Source organism: Pseudomonas sp. FG35 (genome assembly GCF_057809295.1).
This window is the reverse complement of sequence record NZ_JBMDJR010000023.1, coordinates 1-17,598: the sequence shown is the minus strand read 5'-3', so window position 1 is coordinate 17,598 and position 17,598 is coordinate 1. Positions and strand designations below refer to the sequence as shown.

Below are 17,598 nucleotides of genomic sequence, written 5' to 3'. Positions count from 1 at the left end.
CTGAAAAGCCGTTCGAACACGGGTGTGTTCGAACGGCCTTGTGCTGTTACGGTTTCACCAACTGCGCATCCAGGCTGTTCTGCGCCAGGCGTTTGGCCTGATCCTGGGTCATGCCCAGATGTTCGTGCAGCGCATGGAAGTTCTCGGTGACATAACCGCCGAAGTACGCCGGGTCATCGGAGTTCACCGTGACCTTCACGCCACGCTCGAGCATGTCGAGGATATTGTGCTGGGACATGTGATCGAACACGCAGAGCTTGGTATTCGACAGCGGGCACACGGTCAGCGGGATCTGCTCGTCGATGATCCGCTGCATCAGACGCTCGTCTTCGATGGCGCGTACGCCATGGTCGATGCGCTGGATTTTCAGCAGGTCGATGGCTTCCCAGATGTACTCCGGCGGACCTTCTTCGCCAGCGTGAGCCACGGTCAGGAAACCTTCATGACGGGCACGGTCGAACACGCGCTGGAACTTGCTCGGCGGGTGGCCCATTTCGGAACTGTCCAGACCTACCGCAACAAACGCATCACGGAACGGCAGCGCCTGGTCGAGGGTTTTCTGTGCTTCTTCCTCGCTCAGATGGCGCAGGAAGCTCAGGATCAAACCGCTGGTGATGCCCAGTTGCTGCTCGCCATCCTTCAGCGCGGCGGCGATGCCGTTGAGCACCACTTCAAACGGGATGCCACGGTCGGTGTGGGTCTGCGGATCGAAGAACGGCTCGGTGTGAATCACGTTCTGTTCTTTGCAGCGCAGCAGATAGGCCCAGGTCAGGTCGTAGAAATCCTGGGAGGTGCGCAGCACGTCGGCGCCCTGGTAATACAGGTCGAGGAATTCCTGCAGGTTGTTGAAGGCGTAAGCCTTGCGCAGGGTTTCGACGTCGCTCCACGGCAGGGCGATCTTGTTGCGTTCGGCCAGGGCGAACAGCAGCTCGGGCTCCAGCGAGCCTTCGAGGTGCAGGTGCAGTTCGGCCTTGGGCAGGGCGTTGAGCCAGTCGTACATATTCTTTTCTCATCAGGTGCAATGGCGAGCATTCTACAGATGCCCGCCGAAACAATTGGCAAAACCTGACCAACCGATCCATCACACCGCTTCCTGCTCCCGTCGATAGGCGTAGGTATCGGCGAAGCGCGACAGCAGGAATTCGGCGCAGGTGGTGGTCGGATATTTCGCCGGATGCTGTGCGTCCTGGCAACCGGGCAGGCACTCGATACGGGTGTCCGGGTGCGGTTCGGCGAAGAACGGCATCGAGTAGCGATCCACCCCGAGCGGGCTGATCACCCGGTGCGGGGTCGAGCGATAACGGTCGTTGCTCCAGCGCGCCATCATGTCGCCGAGGTTGACCACGAAGGTGCCGTCGATGGGCGGTGCGTCGATCCACTGGCCTTTGACGTTTTTCACCTGCAAGCCGCCGGCCGCGTCCTGATACAGCAGCGTGATGCAGCCGTAATCGGTGTGCGCGCCCGCACCTTGCTGTTCGGCGGAACTGGCGGTGTGGCGCGGCGGGTAGTGGATCATCCGCAGCACGCTGACCGGCTCGTTGAAGCGCGTGTCGAAGAAGTCGCGTTCGATGCCCAGCGCTAACGTCATGGCGCGCAGCAGGGTTTGCGCGAGCGCTTGCATGTCGAGGTAGTGCTGTTCCATCAACGTTTCCCAGCCGGGAATGGCAGGATGACGGTTGGGGCCACGCAAGGGTTTTGCTGCCAGCACCTCGGGATGATCGGCCGGCAGATGCAGGCCCATGTCGAAGGTTTCCTTGAGGTCGCTGGGTTTGTCCGGGTCGAGCTGTTCGGTGGCGATGGCCCCGTAGCCGCGGTGATGACGGGTCTGGGTGATGTCGATCCTGAGCTTTTCTGCTTCCGGCAGCGCGAAGAAGCGTTGCGCGTGATCGAGCAGGGATGCAATGCGCTGCGCAGAAATCGGATGCCCCTTGATGTAGAAGAAGCCCCATTCGCGGCAGGCGTGGTCGATCTGTTCGGCGACGGCCGGCCAGGCGTTCTGGTCGTCGGAGTAGAGCGGCGAGATGTCGATGATCGGAAGTTGGTTCATTTCGAATGCTCGTTAGCGACCGCTCCGATGCAGAGGGAGCGGTCAGGGGCAGGTGGATTACTTCGGCATCTCGGCCTTCATGCCTTCGACGTAGTAATTCATCGACGCCAGTTCGGCGTTGGTGGCGCTGACCCCCGCCGGGATTTTCTCGGCCCCGGCCTGATCCTTGATCGGCCCGGTGAACGGTTGCAGGGTGCCGCTCTTGATGTCAGCGATGATCTGCTCGGCTTCGGCCTTCACCGGTGCCGGCACCAGATCGCTGATCGGCAGTTCGACTGTGCCTTCCTTCAACCCGCCCCAGTAGTCCTGGGATTTCCAGTTGTGGTCGATCACGCTCTGGGTCGCCTGAATGTAGTGCGGCGCCCAGTCGTTGACGATCGAAGTCAGCACCGCTTTCGGGCCGAAGTGCGCCATGTCCGAAGCGTAGCCCACGGCATACACACCGCGTCGCTCGGCAGCCTGGATCGGCGCCGGGCTGTCGGTGTGCTGGAACACCACGTCCACGCCCTGATCAATCAGCGCGTTGGCCGCGTCGGCCTCTTTGCCCGGGTCGAACCACGAGTTGACCCACACCACTTTGATTTCGGTGCCGGGGTTGTACTTGTTCAAGGCCAGTTGAATGGCGTTGATGTCACGGATCACTTCCGGGATCGGGAACGAGGCGACGTAGCCGATTTTTTTGCTCTTGGTCATCTTCGCCGCGAGGAAACCACCGACGTAACGGCCCTCGTAGGTACGCGCGAGATAGGTGCCGAGGTTCTTGTCCTGCTTGTAGCCGGTGGCGTGTTCGAAGGTCACCTTGGGAAACTGTTTGGCGACTTTCACCGTCGGGTTCATGTAGCCGAACGAGGTGGTGAAGATCAGGTCGTAATTGTCCTTGGCCATGTTGCGGATCACCCGCTCGGCGTCGGCGCCTTCGGCGACGTTTTCCACGTAGTTGGTGGTGATCTGCGTGCCGAGTTTTTCCGCCAGCGCCTTGCGCCCCTGTTCATGCTGATACGTCCAGCCGTGGTCGCCGATGGGGCCGATGTAGACGAAGCCGACTTTCAGTGGATCGGCGGCACTGGCGCTCAGGCTGAGGCCAAGGCCCATGGCGATGCACAGCAGTGTTTGCAGTGGACGGTTTTGCATGAACGCGAACTCCCTTTTGTTGTGTGTGGGGAGGGCAATGCAAAAGGCTGACCAAGCGGACAACAATCTGGCTTGAAACCGAGGCGCGCCCATCGCGGGCAAGCCCGCTCCCACAAAAGCACCGCGATCCCTGTGGGAGCGGGCTTGCTCGCGAAGAGGCCGTAAAGTCCAATAAAAGTGCAGGCGTAGATAAAGCTGCCATCCACTGGTGCGCTAAGGTGTAACGAAACGTTAGCGCCACCCCGCAGTCAGTAGCTCATTCGCACTCTTCGGCAAAAAGGCCCGTCATGTTCACCATCCTCAAGCAAGAAAGCTTTCTGCTGTTGGCCGTCATCGCCACCTGTGTTGCGTATCCGCTGGAGCACTGGCTGCTGCACAGTGGCCAGTTTGTCGCGCTGACGGCCGGGCTGGTGCTGATCGCCTTCATCGTCGCCGCCTCGATGCGCGTTGCCCATCAGGCTGAACTGCTCGCGGAAAAAGTCGGCGATCCGTACGGCACGATGATCCTGACCCTCGCCGCCGTGCTGGTGGAAGTGGTGATCCTGGCGATCATGATGAGCAACGAAGCTTCGGCCACACTGGTGCGCGACACGATCTATTCGGCGGTGATGCTCGACATCAATGGCATCCTCGGCCTCGCCGCGCTGATGGGCGGGATCAAGCATGGCGAGCAGTCCTACAACGACGATTCGGCCCGCAGTTACAGCGTGATGATTCTCACCGCCATGGGCGTGTCGATGGTGGTGCCGGAGTTCATTCCCGAGGCCAACTGGAAAATCTATTCGGCCTTCACCATCGGCGCGATGGTGGTGCTTTATGCGTTGTTCCTGCGCATGCAGGTCGGGCCGCACAGCTACTTTTTCAGCTACAGCTACCCGGACAAACGCCGCAAGAAAGAGCCGGTGGAACAAGAGCCGAAACCGGTCAGCCTGGCGCTGTCGATCGGCATTCTGGTGTTCGGTGTGGTGGTGATCGGCGCACTGGCCGAGGTGATGTCCAAGACCCTCGATCTGGGCCTGGAAGGGACGGGCGCACCACCGGTGATCACGGCGATTCTGGTGGCAGCGATTTCCGCGGCGCCGGAGATTCTGACCGCGTTGCGCGCGGCGTTGGCCAACCGTATGCAGTCGGTGGTCAACATTGCGATGGGGGCTTCGTTGTCGACGGTGATCCTGACGGTGCCGGTGATGGAGGCGATGGCGCTCTACACCGGGCAGCCGTTTCAGATGGCGATGACGCCGGTGCAGACGGTGATGATCTTCATCACGCTGATCGTCAGCGCGATCAACCTCAATGACGGGGAGACCAATGCCATCGAGGGCATGACCCACTTTGTGCTGTTTGCGACGTTCATCATGTTGTCGCTGCTTGGGTTGTAATTGATCGTTGACCGATCGTTCCCACGCTCCGCGTGGGAATGCATACCGGGACGCTCTGCGTCCCAACGTCGGACGCAGAGCGTCCATGGCTGCATTCCCACGCAGAGCGTGGGAACGATCAGAGACTTCCGCTTGGATCAGGTACCGGCAATCAACTGCCGAGCCGCCTGGCTGTGATCGGCAATCAGGCCTTTGAGATCCAGACCTTCAACCTGCCCGTCAACCACACGCCACTTGCCGCCGACCATCACCCGATCCGCCCGGTCCGCGCCGCACAACAGCAGCGCCGAAATCGGGTCATGGCTGCCGGAGAAGCGCAGTTCATCGAGCTTGAACAACGCCAGATCCGCCTGCTTGCCGACCGCCAGTTCACCGATGTCGGTGCGACCCAGCAGGCTCGCCGAACCCTTGGTCGCCCAGCCCAGCACACGTTCCGGAGTGATCTTCTCGGCGCCGTAACGCAAGCGCTGGATGTACAGGGCCTGACGCGCTTCGAGGATCATGTTCGACGCATCGTTGGACGCCGAGCCATCCACACCGAGACCGAACAACGCGCCGGCATCGGTCAGTTCGATGCTCGGGCAGATGCCGGACGCCAGACGCATGTTCGAGCTCGGGCAATGACAGATACCGGTGCCCGCCGCGCCGAGACGGGCGATTTCGTCGGGGTTGAAATGGATGCCGTGGGCCAGCCACGTGCGCGGGCCGAGCCAGCCGACGCTGTCCAGATAATCCACCGTGCGCAGGCCGAAGCGTTGCAGGCAGAAGTCTTCTTCGTCGAGGGTTTCGGCGAGGTGAGTGTGCAGGCGCACATCGAGTTTGTTCGCCAGTTCGGCGCTGGCGGACATGATTTCCGGGGTCACCGAGAACGGCGAGCACGGCGCCAGAGCGATCTGGATCTGCGCGCCGTCGCCACGTTCGTGGTACTCGTGAATCAGACGCTGACTGTCGTCGAGAATTACTTGGCCTTCCTGCACGGTCTGTTGTGGCGGCAGACCGCCGTCCTTCTCGCCGAGGCTCATCGAACCACGGGTGAGCATGGCGCGCATGCCCAGTTCACGCACGGTTTCGACTTGCACGTCGATGGCGTTTTCCAGGCCATCCGGGAACAGGTAATGGTGATCGGCAGCGGTGGTGCACCCCGACAACAGCAACTCGGCCAGTGCGACTTTGCTGGCGAGGGCAAGTTTTTCAGGCGTCAGGCGCGCCCAAACCGGATACAGGGTTTTCAGCCACGGGAACAACGGCTGATTGACCACCGGCGCCCAGGCGCGGGTCAGGGTCTGATAGAAGTGGTGATGGGTATTGATCAGGCCCGGAAGGATCACGTGCTCACGGGCATCGAACACTTGATTGCATGGGGTCGATGGCTGCTGACCGGCGCCGAGCACTTCGGTGATCACACCGTCTTGCAGCACCAGACCGCCACGGGCATCGAGACCGTTGGCCGTGAAAATGGCGAGGGGATTTTTTAACCAGGTACGGGTCGCAGGCATTGTGGCCGGCTCCTCTGAAAGTGGGGTTCAGGGTTGCCAGCTCAGTGTTGCCCTGTCTGCTGATCCAGGGTCGCCGCGAGGGGCGAGGTGCGGAGTTTCGAACAAAATGTTGCGACGGGCAAGCCCAACCCGACCAGACACCGGCATAACCCTGCGGAGGCAAGCCCCCCACAGGGTCCAGTGATTACCAGGGAATGGTTTCACCCTTGTAGTTCACGAAGTGATGGCCGCCCTTGCCGGCGAACGCATCCACCTGATCCACCAGGCCACGGGTGCTGGTCTCCACGTCGATGTCGGCACCTTCACCGCCCATGTCGGTTTTCACCCAGCCCGGATGCAGCGACAGCACCGTAAGTTTCTGCTCGCCCAACTGCGTGACGAAGCTGTTGGTCATCGAGTTCAGCGCCGCTTTGCTTGCCTTGTACAGCGCCAGTTCCGGCGCGTCGGGCATGGTCACGCTGCCGAGCACCGAACTCATGAACGCCAGCACGCCACTGCCGTCGCGGATCTGCCCGACAAAGCGCTGGGCCAGATTGATCGGTGCCACCGCGTTGGTGAAGAACAACTGACCGACTTCCGCCAGCGTCGCGCCGCCCGGGGTCTGCACTTCGGGGCCTTTGACCCCGGCGTTGACGAACAGCAGGTCGAAGGTCTGGCCCTTGAGCTTCTGGCTCAGGGCGATCACCGCTTGCTGGTCGTCCATGTCGAGTTTTTCGATCTGCACGTTGCCCAGAGCTTCGAGAGCCTCGGCATTGGAAGGATTGCGAACCGTGGCGGTGACTTGCCAGCCGTCGGCCAGCAGGGTTTTCACCAGTCCCAGGCCCAGGCCCCGGGAGGCGCCGATGATCAGTGCGTGCTTGGCAGGATTAAGTGCGGACATGACGGGCTTTCCTTGAAAGTTGAAAGATCACGGGTTCAATGGACAGCGTTGACCGAGCCGATGCTGCAATTCGAGGCGCAGCTCGCCGAGTTCGGCCATGCGGGTTTCGACCAGCTTGAGTTTGTCTTGCAGCAGTTGCGTGACGGTGGTGTCAGGATTTGGCGATTGCCACAGCGCGCCAACGCTGCTGCCGATCTCGCCGAGAGTAAAGCCCAGACGCTGCGCCGTTTTGATGTAGAGCACCAATTGCACCATCTCCGGCGGATAGTCGCGATAACCGTTGGCGCTGCGTTGCGCCGCGATCAATCCGCGCTCCTCGTAAAAACGCAGCGTGTCACGGCTGACATCGCAGGCCTGGGCCAACTCACCGATGCGCATCTTGCAGGTCTCGAAAGTGTTTGACCCTGGAGCATACTCCAGGCTTTACCGTGGTTGCTCCCTGAATTTTCGGAGCAAGGATGATGTGGACTTCAACGCAGTATCGGCAGGTGGTGCGCGGCAGCGCCTGGTATGACTTGATCGTGACGGCGGCGTTTGTCACACCGTGGAGTTTTGCTGTGTTGCACGGGTTGCTGACGGCGCTGAGTCAGGCGCTGGAGCTGCCCGGCGAGCTGCCGCCGTTCGAACCTGCGCATCTGTTGATCGCCAATTTGTTCGGTTCGGTGGTGTGCATGTGGGCGGTGCTGCGGATTCGTGATCCGCAGCCGGTTTATGGGCGCTATGACGCGGTGACGCGATTTCTGTTCGCCGCGTGGATGACGTATGCCGTGGCCCACGGCGCCAGTTTGTTGGTGGTGGGATTCCTGGTTCTCGAAGTGGCATGGGGCATTGCTCAGGCGTTGCCGGTTCGGTCGCTGTCGCGAGCCGTAACGGCTTAGTGCCCGGCCTGCCACGGCTGCCCCAGTGATACCGGCGCATACAGCCGTGTACGCACTGCATCGCGCGACAACAGCACCAGCACCAGAATGGTCGCGACGTACGGCAACATCGCCAGCAGACTCGAAGGAATCGCCAGCCCCAACCCCTGCGCCACCAGGTGCAGGATGCTGGCGAGTCCGAACAGATACGCGCCGAGCAGCAACCTCCATACCCGCCAACTGGCGAACACCACCAGCGCCAGGGCAATCCAGCCGCGTCCGGCGGTCATGTTCTCGGCCCACATCGGCGTGTAAGCCAGCGACAGATATGCCCCGGCCAAACCGGCCATCGCCCCGCCGAACAATACCGCCAGTGTGCGCACGGTCAGCACCGGCAAACCCATGGCACTCGCCGCATCCGGGTTCTCGCCGACCGCTTGAATGATCAGCCCGACACGGCTTTTCACGATCACCCACGCCACCAGCGCAAACAGCGCGAATGACAGGTAAACCAGCAGGTCCTGGGCAAACAGCATGCGGCCGATCAGCGGGATTTCACTCAAGAATGGAATCGCCAACGGCTCGAATCCCGCCAGCGGTTTGCCGACCCACGCCGCGCCGACAAAGGTCGACAGGCCGACGCCGAAAATCGTCAGCGCCAGCCCGGTCGCCACCTGATTGGCGTTGAACACCAGCGCCACCAGAGCAAACAGCGACGACAACAGCATCCCGGCGAGCATCGCCAGCGCCACACCGAGCCACAGGTTGCCACTGTTGAACGCGACGATGAAACCGATCACCGCGCCAAACAGCATCATCCCTTCCTGGCCTAGGTTGAGTACGCCGCTCTTCTCGCAAATCAATTCACCCAGCGCCACCAATAGCAGTGGCGTACCGCAGCGCACCATGGCGTAGAAAATATTGCTCAACAGATCGATATCCATCACAGCGCTCCGGCGGTTACGGCGGTGGTAGAAGTGCGCCGCACCCAGCGCAGGTTAAGACGTGGCCGATAGAGGATCAGCACGTCACAGGCCAGCAGGAAAAACAGCATCATTCCCTGGAACAACTGAGTGATTGCCTGCGGCAGATTCAGCGTCATCTGCGCACTCTCGCCACCGATGTACAGCAGCGCCATCAACAGGCTGGAAAACAGAATGCCGATCGGATTGAGCCGCCCGAGAAACGCCACGGTGATCGCCGCGTAGCCGTAGCCCGGCGAGACCTGTGGCACCAGTTGACCGATCGGCCCGGTGACTTCGCAGACACCGGCAAGCCCGGCCAATCCACCGCTGATCAACAGTGCGAGCCAGATCAGCCGCTTCTCGCGAAACCCGACAAACCCTGCGGCTCGCTTGTCCAGGCCCAGCACCTTGATCTGGAAACCGACGAAGCTTTTCTGCAACAACACCCACACCGCGACCAGCGCGAGCAAGGCGAAATACACGCCGATGTGTGCCCGACCGTCCTCCATCAACAGTGGCAGGCGGCTGGCGTCGCTGAACATTGCCGACTCGGGAAAGTTGAATCCGGCCGGATCCTTCAGCGGCCCGTGTACGCAGAACAGCAACAGGTTCAGCGCGATGTAATTGAGCATGATGCTGGTAAGGATTTCGTTGGCGTTGAAGCATGTGCGCAACCAGGCGGTGAGCCCGGCCCACGCGGCGCCGGCGAAGGTACCGGTAAGCAGGATCAGCACCAGCGCCCAACGGCTTTGCAGATCGATGATGTTCACCGCCAGCGCACTGCCGGCCAACGCACCGAGCAGCAACTGGCCTTCGGCGCCGATGTTCCAGATCCGCGCCTGATAAGCCACTGCGAGGCCCAACGCACACAAGAGGATCGGCAGGGTTTTGACCAGCAGTTCGGAGACGCCATACAGGTCGCTGACCGGGGCGATCAACAACGTGTGCAGGGTTTTCAGCGGGTCGTGACCGAGGGCGACGAACAGCAAAGATCCGCAGACCAGCGTCAGCGCCGCCGCCAGCACCGGCGAGCACCAGAGCATCAGGCGCGATTGCCGGCCACGGGGTTCGAGGGAAAGCAACATGGAAAAACTCCGTTAAGCCGTGGCCGGTTGTGATTGAGGGGTGTCGAACTGGCCGGCCATCCAGCCGCCGACGTCGCTGAGGCGGGTTTGCGCCGTGTCCTGCAACGCCGACAGGCGCCCGCCGCACAGCGCGCCGAGGCGGTCGCTGATCTGGAACAGTTCGTCGAGGTCTTCAGAGATCACCAGAATCGCCGCCCCGGCATCGCGCAGGGCAATCAGCGCGCGGTGAATGGTGGCCGCCGCGCCGACATCCACGCCCCAGGTCGGGTGCGCGGCGATCAGCAGTTTCGGTTGTTGGAGGATTTCCCGGCCGAGGATGAATTTCTGCAGGTTGCCGCCGGACAGGCTGCGGGCGGCGGTCTGGGTGTCCGGGGTTTTCACGCCGAAGCGCTGGATGATCGTTTGTGCCAGGGCTTCGACCTTGCCGCGCTCGATCAAGCCGTGGCTGACCAGGCCTTGTTGAAAGGCGGTGAGCAGGGCGTTGTCCGCCAGGCTCATGTCCGGCACCGCGCCATGCCCGAGGCGTTCGGCGGGGACGAAGGCCAGGCCGAGTTTGCGTCGCGCATCCGGGCGCTGATCGGCGACGGCGTGTTCTCGGAAGCGGATGGTTTTCGCTGTGTCGCGATGCAGTGTCTGTTCGCCGCTGAGCAAAGCCAGTAATTCGTCCTGACCGTTGCCCGCCACGCCGGCAATGCCGACGATTTCACCGCTGCGCACCTGTAGATCGATGTCGCTCAGGGAGCAGCCGAAGGGGTCCGGGTTGTGCCAGTTCAGACCGTTGACCTGCAGAAACGCCGCGCCACCGGTGACCTTTGTAAAGTCGCCGATCAAGGTCGCGGCGTCACCCACCATCAATTGCGCCAGTTGCCGATCAGTGCAGTCGGCCGGTACGCAATGCCCGGCCACTCGCCCACCACGCAGCACCGTGGCGCTGTGGCACAAGGCGCGCACCTCGCCGAGTTTGTGGCTGATGAACAGAATGCTGCAGCCCTCGGCCGCGAGTCGGCGCAGGGTGATGAACAACTCGTCGGCTTCCTGCGGCGTGAGCACCGAGGTCGGCTCATCGAGAATCAGCAGGCGAATGTCCTGCATCAGGCAACGCACGATCTCGACCCGTTGCCGCTCGCCGATCGACAGGCTGTGGACAAGTCGCTGGGGTTCCAGCGCCATGCCATATCGGCGCGACACTTCACGGATTTTCGCCTCAAGCTGTTTCGGCGAACCGGCCGCTGCACCCATCGCCAATGCAATGTTCTGCGCCACGCTCAAGGTCTCGAACAGCGAGAAATGCTGGAACACCATGCCGATGCCCAACTGCCGCGCCTGGGCCGGGTTGCGCATGATCACCGGTTGACCCTGCCACAGCATCTCACCCGAATCGGCCTGGGTGACGCCGTAGATGATCTTCATCAACGTGCTTTTTCCTGCACCGTTTTCACCGAGCAGCGCGTGGATTTCACCGCGGCCGATGCTCAGGTCGATGGCGTCATTGGCAAGGCAACCGGGATAACGTTTGCTGATTTGGCGCAGTTGCAGCTGCGGTGTGGACGTGGGGTTTGGCATGACAGGCTCGGGTCGCTTGGAGTTGTGCCTGTGGATAAAGCAATTTCCTGGCCATTGAGTCAGGAACGCAGGTGGCTGCTGTTTGCCAGCCTGTGGCGTAGAGCCTGTGAATCGAATTCGGTTGCCTGCACGGCACCACTTGAGGGCAAAGCCTTTGATCAGGCTCCAGTTTTGCCCGCAACTGGCTGATCAAAAAACGAGCAACCGCGCCGAAGCCATGCAGAACCTGCGACTGCGCCAGCCATGAACGGCTTATCCACAGGTTGCTCCACAGTATTTGTGCGCAAGAAAAAATCCCGGGCATAAGCACTGGCGGGCTTTCTTCTAAAGGCGATAAACAACGCTAAGCGATTGTTTTTACGTGAAATTGTTCATTGTGATGGGCGATTGGACGAAAAGTGAGCAAATCCCGCAAAGCCACGTGACAGAAGGGTTACAGCCTCCTGTGCTCAGGTTATCCACAGCCGGGTGCACAGCGGATGTGGGCAAGTCTCGGGTATAAGCAAATCGGCTTGTGCCCTAAAACATGGCGGGGCTTCAACGCTGCAGCAGGATTCGCCCACGGCTCAGATCGGCCAACTGAGTTTGCAACAACTCGATGTGCGCTTCGCCCACGGCCAGTTGCAATTCGACGCCGTTGGCGGTGAAGTTTTCTTCCACCACCAGTCCGCCCAGGTCCGCGACCCGCAGCTTTACCAGCGCCAGTTCGCCAAAGGCGCAGGCGCAATGCACGGGCACGCGGCTGATCAACTCGATCTTCGGCGCGGCTTGCAGGCACTTGTTGGCGCCGCCGCCATAGGCCCGGGCCAGGCCGCCGGTGCCCAGCTGAATGCCGCCGTACCAGCGGATCACCAGCACCGCGACCTGATCGCAGTCCTGCGCTTCGATGGCTGCGAGGATCGGCCGCCCGGCACTGCCACCGGGTTCGCCGTCGTCGTTGCTGCGGTACTGATCGCCGAGTTTCCACGCCCAGCAATTGTGCGAAGCGTTCAAGTCGCTGTGCTGCTCGATGAAGGCTTGCGCCTCAGCGGGGCTGGTGATCGGCGCGGCGAAGGTGATGAAGCGGCTTTTGCGAATCTCTTCGCGGAATTCGCAAAAGCCGCTGAGGGTGAATGGCATAAAACGACTTATATAGAAGAAGTGAGGCCGCAGCCTTTGAGGATGATGCGGATCAGGTTGTTGCCGGCGTCTTCCATATCCTGTTTGGTCAACTTGCTGCGACCGGTCACCCGGCAGATCTGGGTGGCGAAGTCGGCGTAATGCTGGGTGCTGCCCCACAACAGGAAGATCAGGTGCACCGGGTCGACCGGGTCCATCTTGCCCGCGTCGATCCAGGCCTGGAACACGCCGGCGCGGCCCTGGAACCAGGCGCGGTAATCCTGATTGAAATATTCGGTCAGGCATTCGCCGCCGCTGATCACTTCCATCGCGAAGATCCGCGACGCTTGCGGCTGGCGACGGGAGAATTCCATTTTCGCGCGGATGTAGCGGGTCAGCGCTTCGGCCGGATCGTCCTCGGCCGTCAGGGTATTGAAGGTGCTGTCCCACAATTGAAGGATGTTGCTCAGCACCGCCACGTACAACCCGAGCTTGTTGGTGAAGTAGTAATGCAGGTTCGCCTTGGGCAGTCCGGCCTTGGTGGCGATGGTGTTCATGCTTGTGCCTTTGTACCCGTGACGGGCGAACTCGTCTTCGGCGGCTTTGATGATGGTCTCTTCGTTCTTCTGACGAATGCGGCTGGCGGGTTTGCCGCCGTGGGCTGGGACTTCAAAGGTCATAGGCACTTCCGGGTTTGTCTGTGGGGTGCAACCAGTTGCGTTGATAGCGCAACCACCGGCGCGGGACAAGCCCCGGGCGAATAAAACCCCGGTCGTCAGCGGGTGGCGGCGAGGCTTTCGAGAAAACTTTCCAGTACCAGATGAGGGCGACGGCCCTTGCGGGTAACCGAGGCAAGGCTCAAATCATAGAAGCGGGTACTGGCCTTGAGCGCGCGCAAGCGACCTTGTTGAACCCAGAGACTGGCATAGTGATCCGGCAAATAGCCGATGTAACGCCCGGTCAGAATCAGGAACGCCATGCCTTCACGGTCGGATGCGCTGGCGGTGCAATTGAGCGCCTGATAGTGCGCCTGGATCTCCGCTGGCAAACGGAAGGTCGGGGCGATGGCGTCCTGGCTGTTGAGGCGCTCGTCATCCAACTGTTTATCGTCAACGTAAAACAACGGATGACCAACTGCGCAGTAGAGCAACGAGCGCTCGCTGTACAACGGCTGATATTCCAGTCCCGACAATGCGCTGGCCTGCGGCACCACGCCGACATGCAGGCGGCCGTCGAGCACACCTTGTTCGACTTCGTTGGGGGCGATCATGCGGATCTGGATTTGCACGTCTGGCCCGCGTTCCTTCAATTGGGCCAATGCGTGGGTGATGCGCATGTGGGGCAGGGTGACGAGGTTGTCAGTCAGGCCGATGATCAACTCGCCGCGCAAGTGCTGGTGCAGGCCATTGACCTCGGTGCGGAAACTTTCCAGTGCACTTAGTAGCTGCAACGCCGATTGATAGACCTCGCGGCCTTCTTCGGTCAGGGAGAAACCGGCGCGCCCGCGTTGGCACAGACGCAGGCCGAGACGTTGTTCCAGATCACTCATCTGCTGGCTGATCGCCGAGCGACCGATGCCGAGTACGGTTTCCGCCGCCGAGAAGCCACCGCACTCCACCACGCTGCGAAAAATCCGCAGCAGGCGAATGTCAAAGTCACTGACCTGGGCCAGCGGATCGGGGCGGCGGCTGCTCATACTGTTGTTCTCATTGTTTAGCAGAGTTCTAACTGAAGGTTAGAAGAGTTGAATTTCAACGACTTTATCCCCGTGGCAATTTAGCTGCAACAACGCTTTCTATCGCTCTGAAGCTTATTGCCCTGCGAGGTTTTGCCCGATGAACATGCCTGAAAACGCGCCGTCGCCACTGGCCAGCCAACTGAAGCTGGACGCGCACTGGATGCCGTACACCGCCAACCGCAACTTCCAGCGCGACCCGCGTCTGATCGTCGGTGCCGAAGGCAGCTGGCTGATCGACGACAAGGGCCGCAAGGTGTACGACTCGCTGTCCGGTCTGTGGACCTGCGGCGCCGGGCATACCCGCAAGGAAATCCAGGAAGCGGTGGCCAAACAGTTGGGCACCCTCGATTACTCGCCGGGCTTCCAGTACGGCCACCCGCTGTCGTTCCAGCTGGCGGAGAAAATCACCGACCTGACGCCGGGCAACCTGAATCACGTGTTCTTCACCGACTCCGGTTCCGAGTGCGCCGATACCGCGGTGAAAATGGTCCGTGCTTACTGGCGCCTGAAAGGCCAGTCGACCAAGACCAAGATGATCGGCCGCGCCCGTGGCTATCACGGTGTGAACATCGCCGGCACCAGCCTTGGCGGCGTCAACGGCAACCGCAAGCTGTTCGGTCAGGCGATGATGGATGTCGATCACCTGCCGCACACTTTGCTGGCGAGCAATGCTTTCTCCCGTGGCATGCCGGAGCAGGGTGGTATCGCCCTGGCCGATGAGCTGCTGAAGCTGATCGAACTGCACGATGCGTCGAACATCGCAGCGGTGTTCGTTGAGCCTATGGCGGGTTCCGCTGGCGTGCTGGTTCCACCACAGGGCTACCTCAAGCGTCTGCGTGAAATCTGCGATCAACACAACATCCTGCTGGTGTTCGACGAAGTGATCACCGGCTTCGGCCGTACCGGCACCATGTTCGGCGCCACCACCTTCGGCGTGACCCCGGACCTGATGTGCATCGCCAAGCAAGTCACCAACGGCGCGATCCCTATGGGCGCGGTGATTGCCAGCTCCGAGATCTACCAGACCTTCATGAACCAGCCGACCCCGGAATACGCCGTTGAATTCCCGCACGGCTACACCTACTCGGCACACCCGGTGGCTTGCGCCGCGGGCCTGGCGGCACTCGACCTGCTGCAAAAGGAAAACCTGGTGCAGAGCGTGGCCGAAGTCGCACCGCATTTCGAAAATGCCCTGCATGGTCTGAAAGGCGCGAAGAACGTCATCGACATTCGTAACTTCGGCCTGGCCGGTGCGATCCAGATTGCGGGCCGTGACGGCGACGCCATCGTGCGTCCGTTCGAAGCCGGTATGGCGCTGTGGAAAGCCGGGTTCTACGTGCGCTTCGGTGGCGACACCCTGCAGTTCGGCCCAACCTTCAACAGCAAGCCGCAGGACCTTGATCGTCTGTTCGACGCGGTCGGCGAAGTGCTGAACAAGCTCGACTGATTTTCCTTCTATATAGATAAGCCAATGGCAGGCGCCCCTTGCGGGCGTCTGCGCACAAGAATTCAGGAGTTCCCCGATGAGCGTTATCCCGCATTTGATCAATGGCGAACTGGTGACCGAGAACGGTCGCGCGGTCGATGTGTTCAACCCGTCCACCGGTCAGGCTATCCACAAGCTGCCGCTGGCCAGCCGCGAAACCATCCAGCACGCCATCGATGCCGCCAAGGCTGCGTTCCCGGCCTGGCGCAATACGCCACCGGCCAAACGTGCCCAGGTGATGTTCCGTTTCAAGCAACTGCTGGAGCAGAACGAAGCACGCATCGCGCAGTTGATCAGCGAAGAACACGGCAAGACCCTGGAAGATGCTGCCGGTGAACTGAAGCGCGGTATCGAGAACGTCGAGTTCGCCTGCGCAGCGCCGGAAATCCTCAAGGGCGAGTACAGCCGCAACGTCGGCCCGAACATCGATGCGTGGTCGGACTTCCAGCCGCTGGGCGTGGTGGCCGGCATTACGCCGTTCAACTTCCCGGCGATGGTGCCGCTGTGGATGTATCCGTTGGCGATCGTCTGCGGCAACTGCTTCATCCTCAAACCCTCCGAGCGTGATCCGAGCTCGACCCTGCTGATCGCACAACTGTTGCTGGAAGCCGGTCTGCCGAAAGGCGTGCTGAGCGTCGTGCACGGTGACAAGACTGCGGTAGACGCGCTGATCGAAGCGCCGGAAGTCAAAGCGCTGAGCTTTGTGGGTTCGACACCGATTGCCGAGTACATCTATGCGGAAGGCACCAAACGCGGCAAGCGCGTGCAGGCCTTGGGCGGCGCGAAGAACCACGCGGTGCTGATGCCGGATGCGGATCTGGACAACGCAGTCAGCGCGCTGATGGGCGCGGCTTACGGTTCCTGCGGCGAACGCTGCATGGCGATTTCGGTGGCCGTGTGTGTGGGCGATCAGGTGGCGGACGCACTGGTGGCCAAACTGGTTCCTCAGATCAAGGCGCTGAAAATCGGTGCCGGCACTTCGTGTGGTCTGGACATGGGGCCTCTGGTGACCGGTCAGGCGCGCGACAAGGTCAGCGGTTATGTGGAGGACGGCGTGGCGGCGGGTGCGACCTTGGTGGTCGACGGTCGTGGTCTGAGCGTTGCCGGTCATGAAGAAGGTTTCTTCCTGGGTGGCTGCCTGTTCGACAACGTCACTCCTGAAATGCGCATCTATAAAGAAGAGATCTTCGGGCCGGTGCTGTGCGTCGTCCGGGTGAACAGCCTGGAAGAGGCGATGCAGCTGATCAACGATCACGAATACGGCAACGGCACCTGCATCTTTACCCGTGACGGTGAAGCGGCGCGTCTGTTCTGCGACGAGATCGAAGTCGGCATGGTCGGGGTCAACGTTCCATTGCCGGTGCCGGTGGCTTACCACAGCTTCGGCGGCTGGAAGCGTTCGTTGTTCGGCGACTTGCATGCCTACGGTCCGGATGGCGTGCGCTTTTACACCCGTCGCAAGGCGATCACCCAGCGCTGGCCGCAGCGTGCGAGCCATGAGGCTTCGCAGTTTGCATTCCCTAGCTTGTAAGTAGAAAGGCAGTGCAAAGAAGGCCGACCTTTCAAGGTCGGCCTTCGCGTTTCAGGGCTTTTTTGACCGATATGACAGAATTGTGAAAATAAGGGTTGACGGCAGATTCTGAGTCTCTATAATTCGCCCCACTTCCGGCGCAGTCGAAACGGAAAACTTCTTGAGATTCAATAAGTTAAGTAGGTTTCGAGCGTGGGTCGCTTCAGTTCATCGAAGCCTGGAAGGAGTTGGAAGTTCCGGTTTGTTGGGTGCTTTCAACGGTTCGATCTTCTCGGTCGAAAGCGGAGAAAAGAGGTGTTGACAGCAGCGTGTAACGCTGTAGAATTCGCCTCCCGCTAACGA

The 17,598-nt window shown here is 61.0% G+C and carries 16 protein-coding genes; 4 read left to right on the top strand and 12 right to left on the bottom strand.

Translation table 11 applies throughout. The features are described from left to right. Window positions 1–46 precede the first annotated feature (46 nt). The 3 genes from ACODTD_RS27550 to ACODTD_RS27540 form a co-directional block, all read right to left on the bottom strand. Window positions 47–1,000: an adenosine deaminase gene (locus tag ACODTD_RS27550; RefSeq protein ID WP_285358612.1), complete on the bottom strand. Its 954-nt coding sequence runs from the start codon at window positions 998–1,000 to the stop codon at window positions 47–49. An 81-nt stretch (window positions 1,001–1,081) separates the two neighbouring features. Continuing rightward, a complete protein-coding gene (locus ACODTD_RS27545; protein WP_236197481.1) occupies window positions 1,082–2,047 on the bottom strand; it encodes an isopenicillin N synthase family dioxygenase in 966 nt (321 codons plus the stop codon). 57 nt (window positions 2,048–2,104) lie between these two features. Continuing rightward, on the bottom strand, window positions 2,105–3,178 hold the full coding sequence (locus ACODTD_RS27540; protein ID WP_201817352.1) for a BMP family ABC transporter substrate-binding protein: 1,074 nt from the start codon (window positions 3,176–3,178) through the stop codon (window positions 2,105–2,107). Between the two features lie 287 nt (window positions 3,179–3,465). On the opposite strand from ACODTD_RS27540, the gene ACODTD_RS27535 reads away from it, so the two are divergent. Continuing rightward, on the top strand, window positions 3,466–4,557 hold the full coding sequence (locus ACODTD_RS27535; protein WP_039773223.1) for a calcium:cation antiporter: 1,092 nt from the start codon (window positions 3,466–3,468) through the stop codon (window positions 4,555–4,557). Window positions 4,558–4,694: 137 nt separating this feature from the next. Here ACODTD_RS27535 and ACODTD_RS27530 read toward each other — a convergent pair whose 3' ends face one another. From ACODTD_RS27530 to ACODTD_RS27520, 3 genes are all read right to left on the bottom strand, one after another. Beyond that, complete coding sequence (locus ACODTD_RS27530) at window positions 4,695–6,053, bottom strand: 8-oxoguanine deaminase (RefSeq protein WP_285358607.1); 1,359 nt, start codon at window positions 6,051–6,053, stop codon at window positions 4,695–4,697. 184 nt (window positions 6,054–6,237) lie between these two features. Continuing rightward, window positions 6,238–6,933 carry an SDR family oxidoreductase gene (locus tag ACODTD_RS27525; RefSeq protein WP_074689711.1) on the bottom strand — a complete coding sequence of 232 codons (696 nt, stop codon included), beginning with the start codon at window positions 6,931–6,933 and terminating at the stop codon, window positions 6,238–6,240. 27 nt (window positions 6,934–6,960) lie between these two features. Then, the gene (locus ACODTD_RS27520; protein WP_074689712.1) at window positions 6,961–7,311 is read right to left on the bottom strand and encodes a MerR family transcriptional regulator; all 351 of its coding nucleotides are present in this window, start codon (window positions 7,309–7,311) and stop codon (window positions 6,961–6,963) included. Between the two features lie 83 nt (window positions 7,312–7,394). Here ACODTD_RS27520 and ACODTD_RS27515 point away from each other — a divergent pair, with 83 nt between their 5' ends. Further along, a complete protein-coding gene (locus ACODTD_RS27515) occupies window positions 7,395–7,811 on the top strand; it encodes a hypothetical protein (protein ID WP_201817357.1) in 417 nt (138 codons plus the stop codon). Here the strand turns inward: ACODTD_RS27515 and ACODTD_RS27510 are convergent. The 6 genes from ACODTD_RS27510 to ACODTD_RS27485 all read right to left on the bottom strand — a co-directional run bounded on the left by ACODTD_RS27510 (window position 7,808) and on the right by ACODTD_RS27485 (window position 14,197). Continuing rightward, the gene (locus ACODTD_RS27510; protein ID WP_201817359.1) at window positions 7,808–8,734 is read right to left on the bottom strand and encodes an ABC transporter permease; all 927 of its coding nucleotides are present in this window, start codon (window positions 8,732–8,734) and stop codon (window positions 7,808–7,810) included. The two genes, ACODTD_RS27515 and ACODTD_RS27510, sit on opposite strands and share 4 nt — an antisense overlap. Then, window positions 8,734–9,840 (bottom strand): ABC transporter permease, encoded by a 1,107-nt coding sequence (locus ACODTD_RS27505; protein ID WP_011332321.1) that lies wholly within the window; start codon window positions 9,838–9,840, stop codon window positions 8,734–8,736. The genes ACODTD_RS27510 and ACODTD_RS27505 overlap by 1 nt, the downstream gene beginning before the upstream one ends. Window positions 9,841–9,852: 12 nt before the next feature. Continuing rightward, window positions 9,853–11,403 (bottom strand): ABC transporter ATP-binding protein, encoded by a 1,551-nt coding sequence (locus ACODTD_RS27500; RefSeq protein ID WP_489105393.1) that lies wholly within the window; start codon window positions 11,401–11,403, stop codon window positions 9,853–9,855. A gap of 537 nt (window positions 11,404–11,940) precedes the next feature. Continuing rightward, window positions 11,941–12,522: an IMPACT family protein gene (locus ACODTD_RS27495; protein ID WP_489105392.1), complete on the bottom strand. Its 582-nt coding sequence runs from the start codon at window positions 12,520–12,522 to the stop codon at window positions 11,941–11,943. An 8-nt stretch (window positions 12,523–12,530) separates the two neighbouring features. Then, the gene (locus ACODTD_RS27490; protein WP_011332324.1) at window positions 12,531–13,181 is read right to left on the bottom strand and encodes a TetR/AcrR family transcriptional regulator; all 651 of its coding nucleotides are present in this window, start codon (window positions 13,179–13,181) and stop codon (window positions 12,531–12,533) included. 95 nt (window positions 13,182–13,276) lie between these two features. Beyond that, the gene (locus ACODTD_RS27485) at window positions 13,277–14,197 is read right to left on the bottom strand and encodes a LysR family transcriptional regulator (protein WP_007958517.1); all 921 of its coding nucleotides are present in this window, start codon (window positions 14,195–14,197) and stop codon (window positions 13,277–13,279) included. Window positions 14,198–14,336: 139 nt separating this feature from the next. Here ACODTD_RS27485 and aptA point away from each other — a divergent pair, with 139 nt between their 5' ends. Further along, window positions 14,337–15,686 carry an omega-aminotransferase AptA gene (gene aptA, locus ACODTD_RS27480; protein WP_011332325.1) on the top strand — a complete coding sequence of 450 codons (1,350 nt, stop codon included), beginning with the start codon at window positions 14,337–14,339 and terminating at the stop codon, window positions 15,684–15,686. A gap of 76 nt (window positions 15,687–15,762) precedes the next feature. Further along, entirely contained in the window at window positions 15,763–17,256 is a 1,494-nt protein-coding gene (locus tag ACODTD_RS27475; protein ID WP_011332326.1) for a CoA-acylating methylmalonate-semialdehyde dehydrogenase, read from the top strand. The last annotated feature ends 342 nt before the right edge of the window (window positions 17,257–17,598 follow it).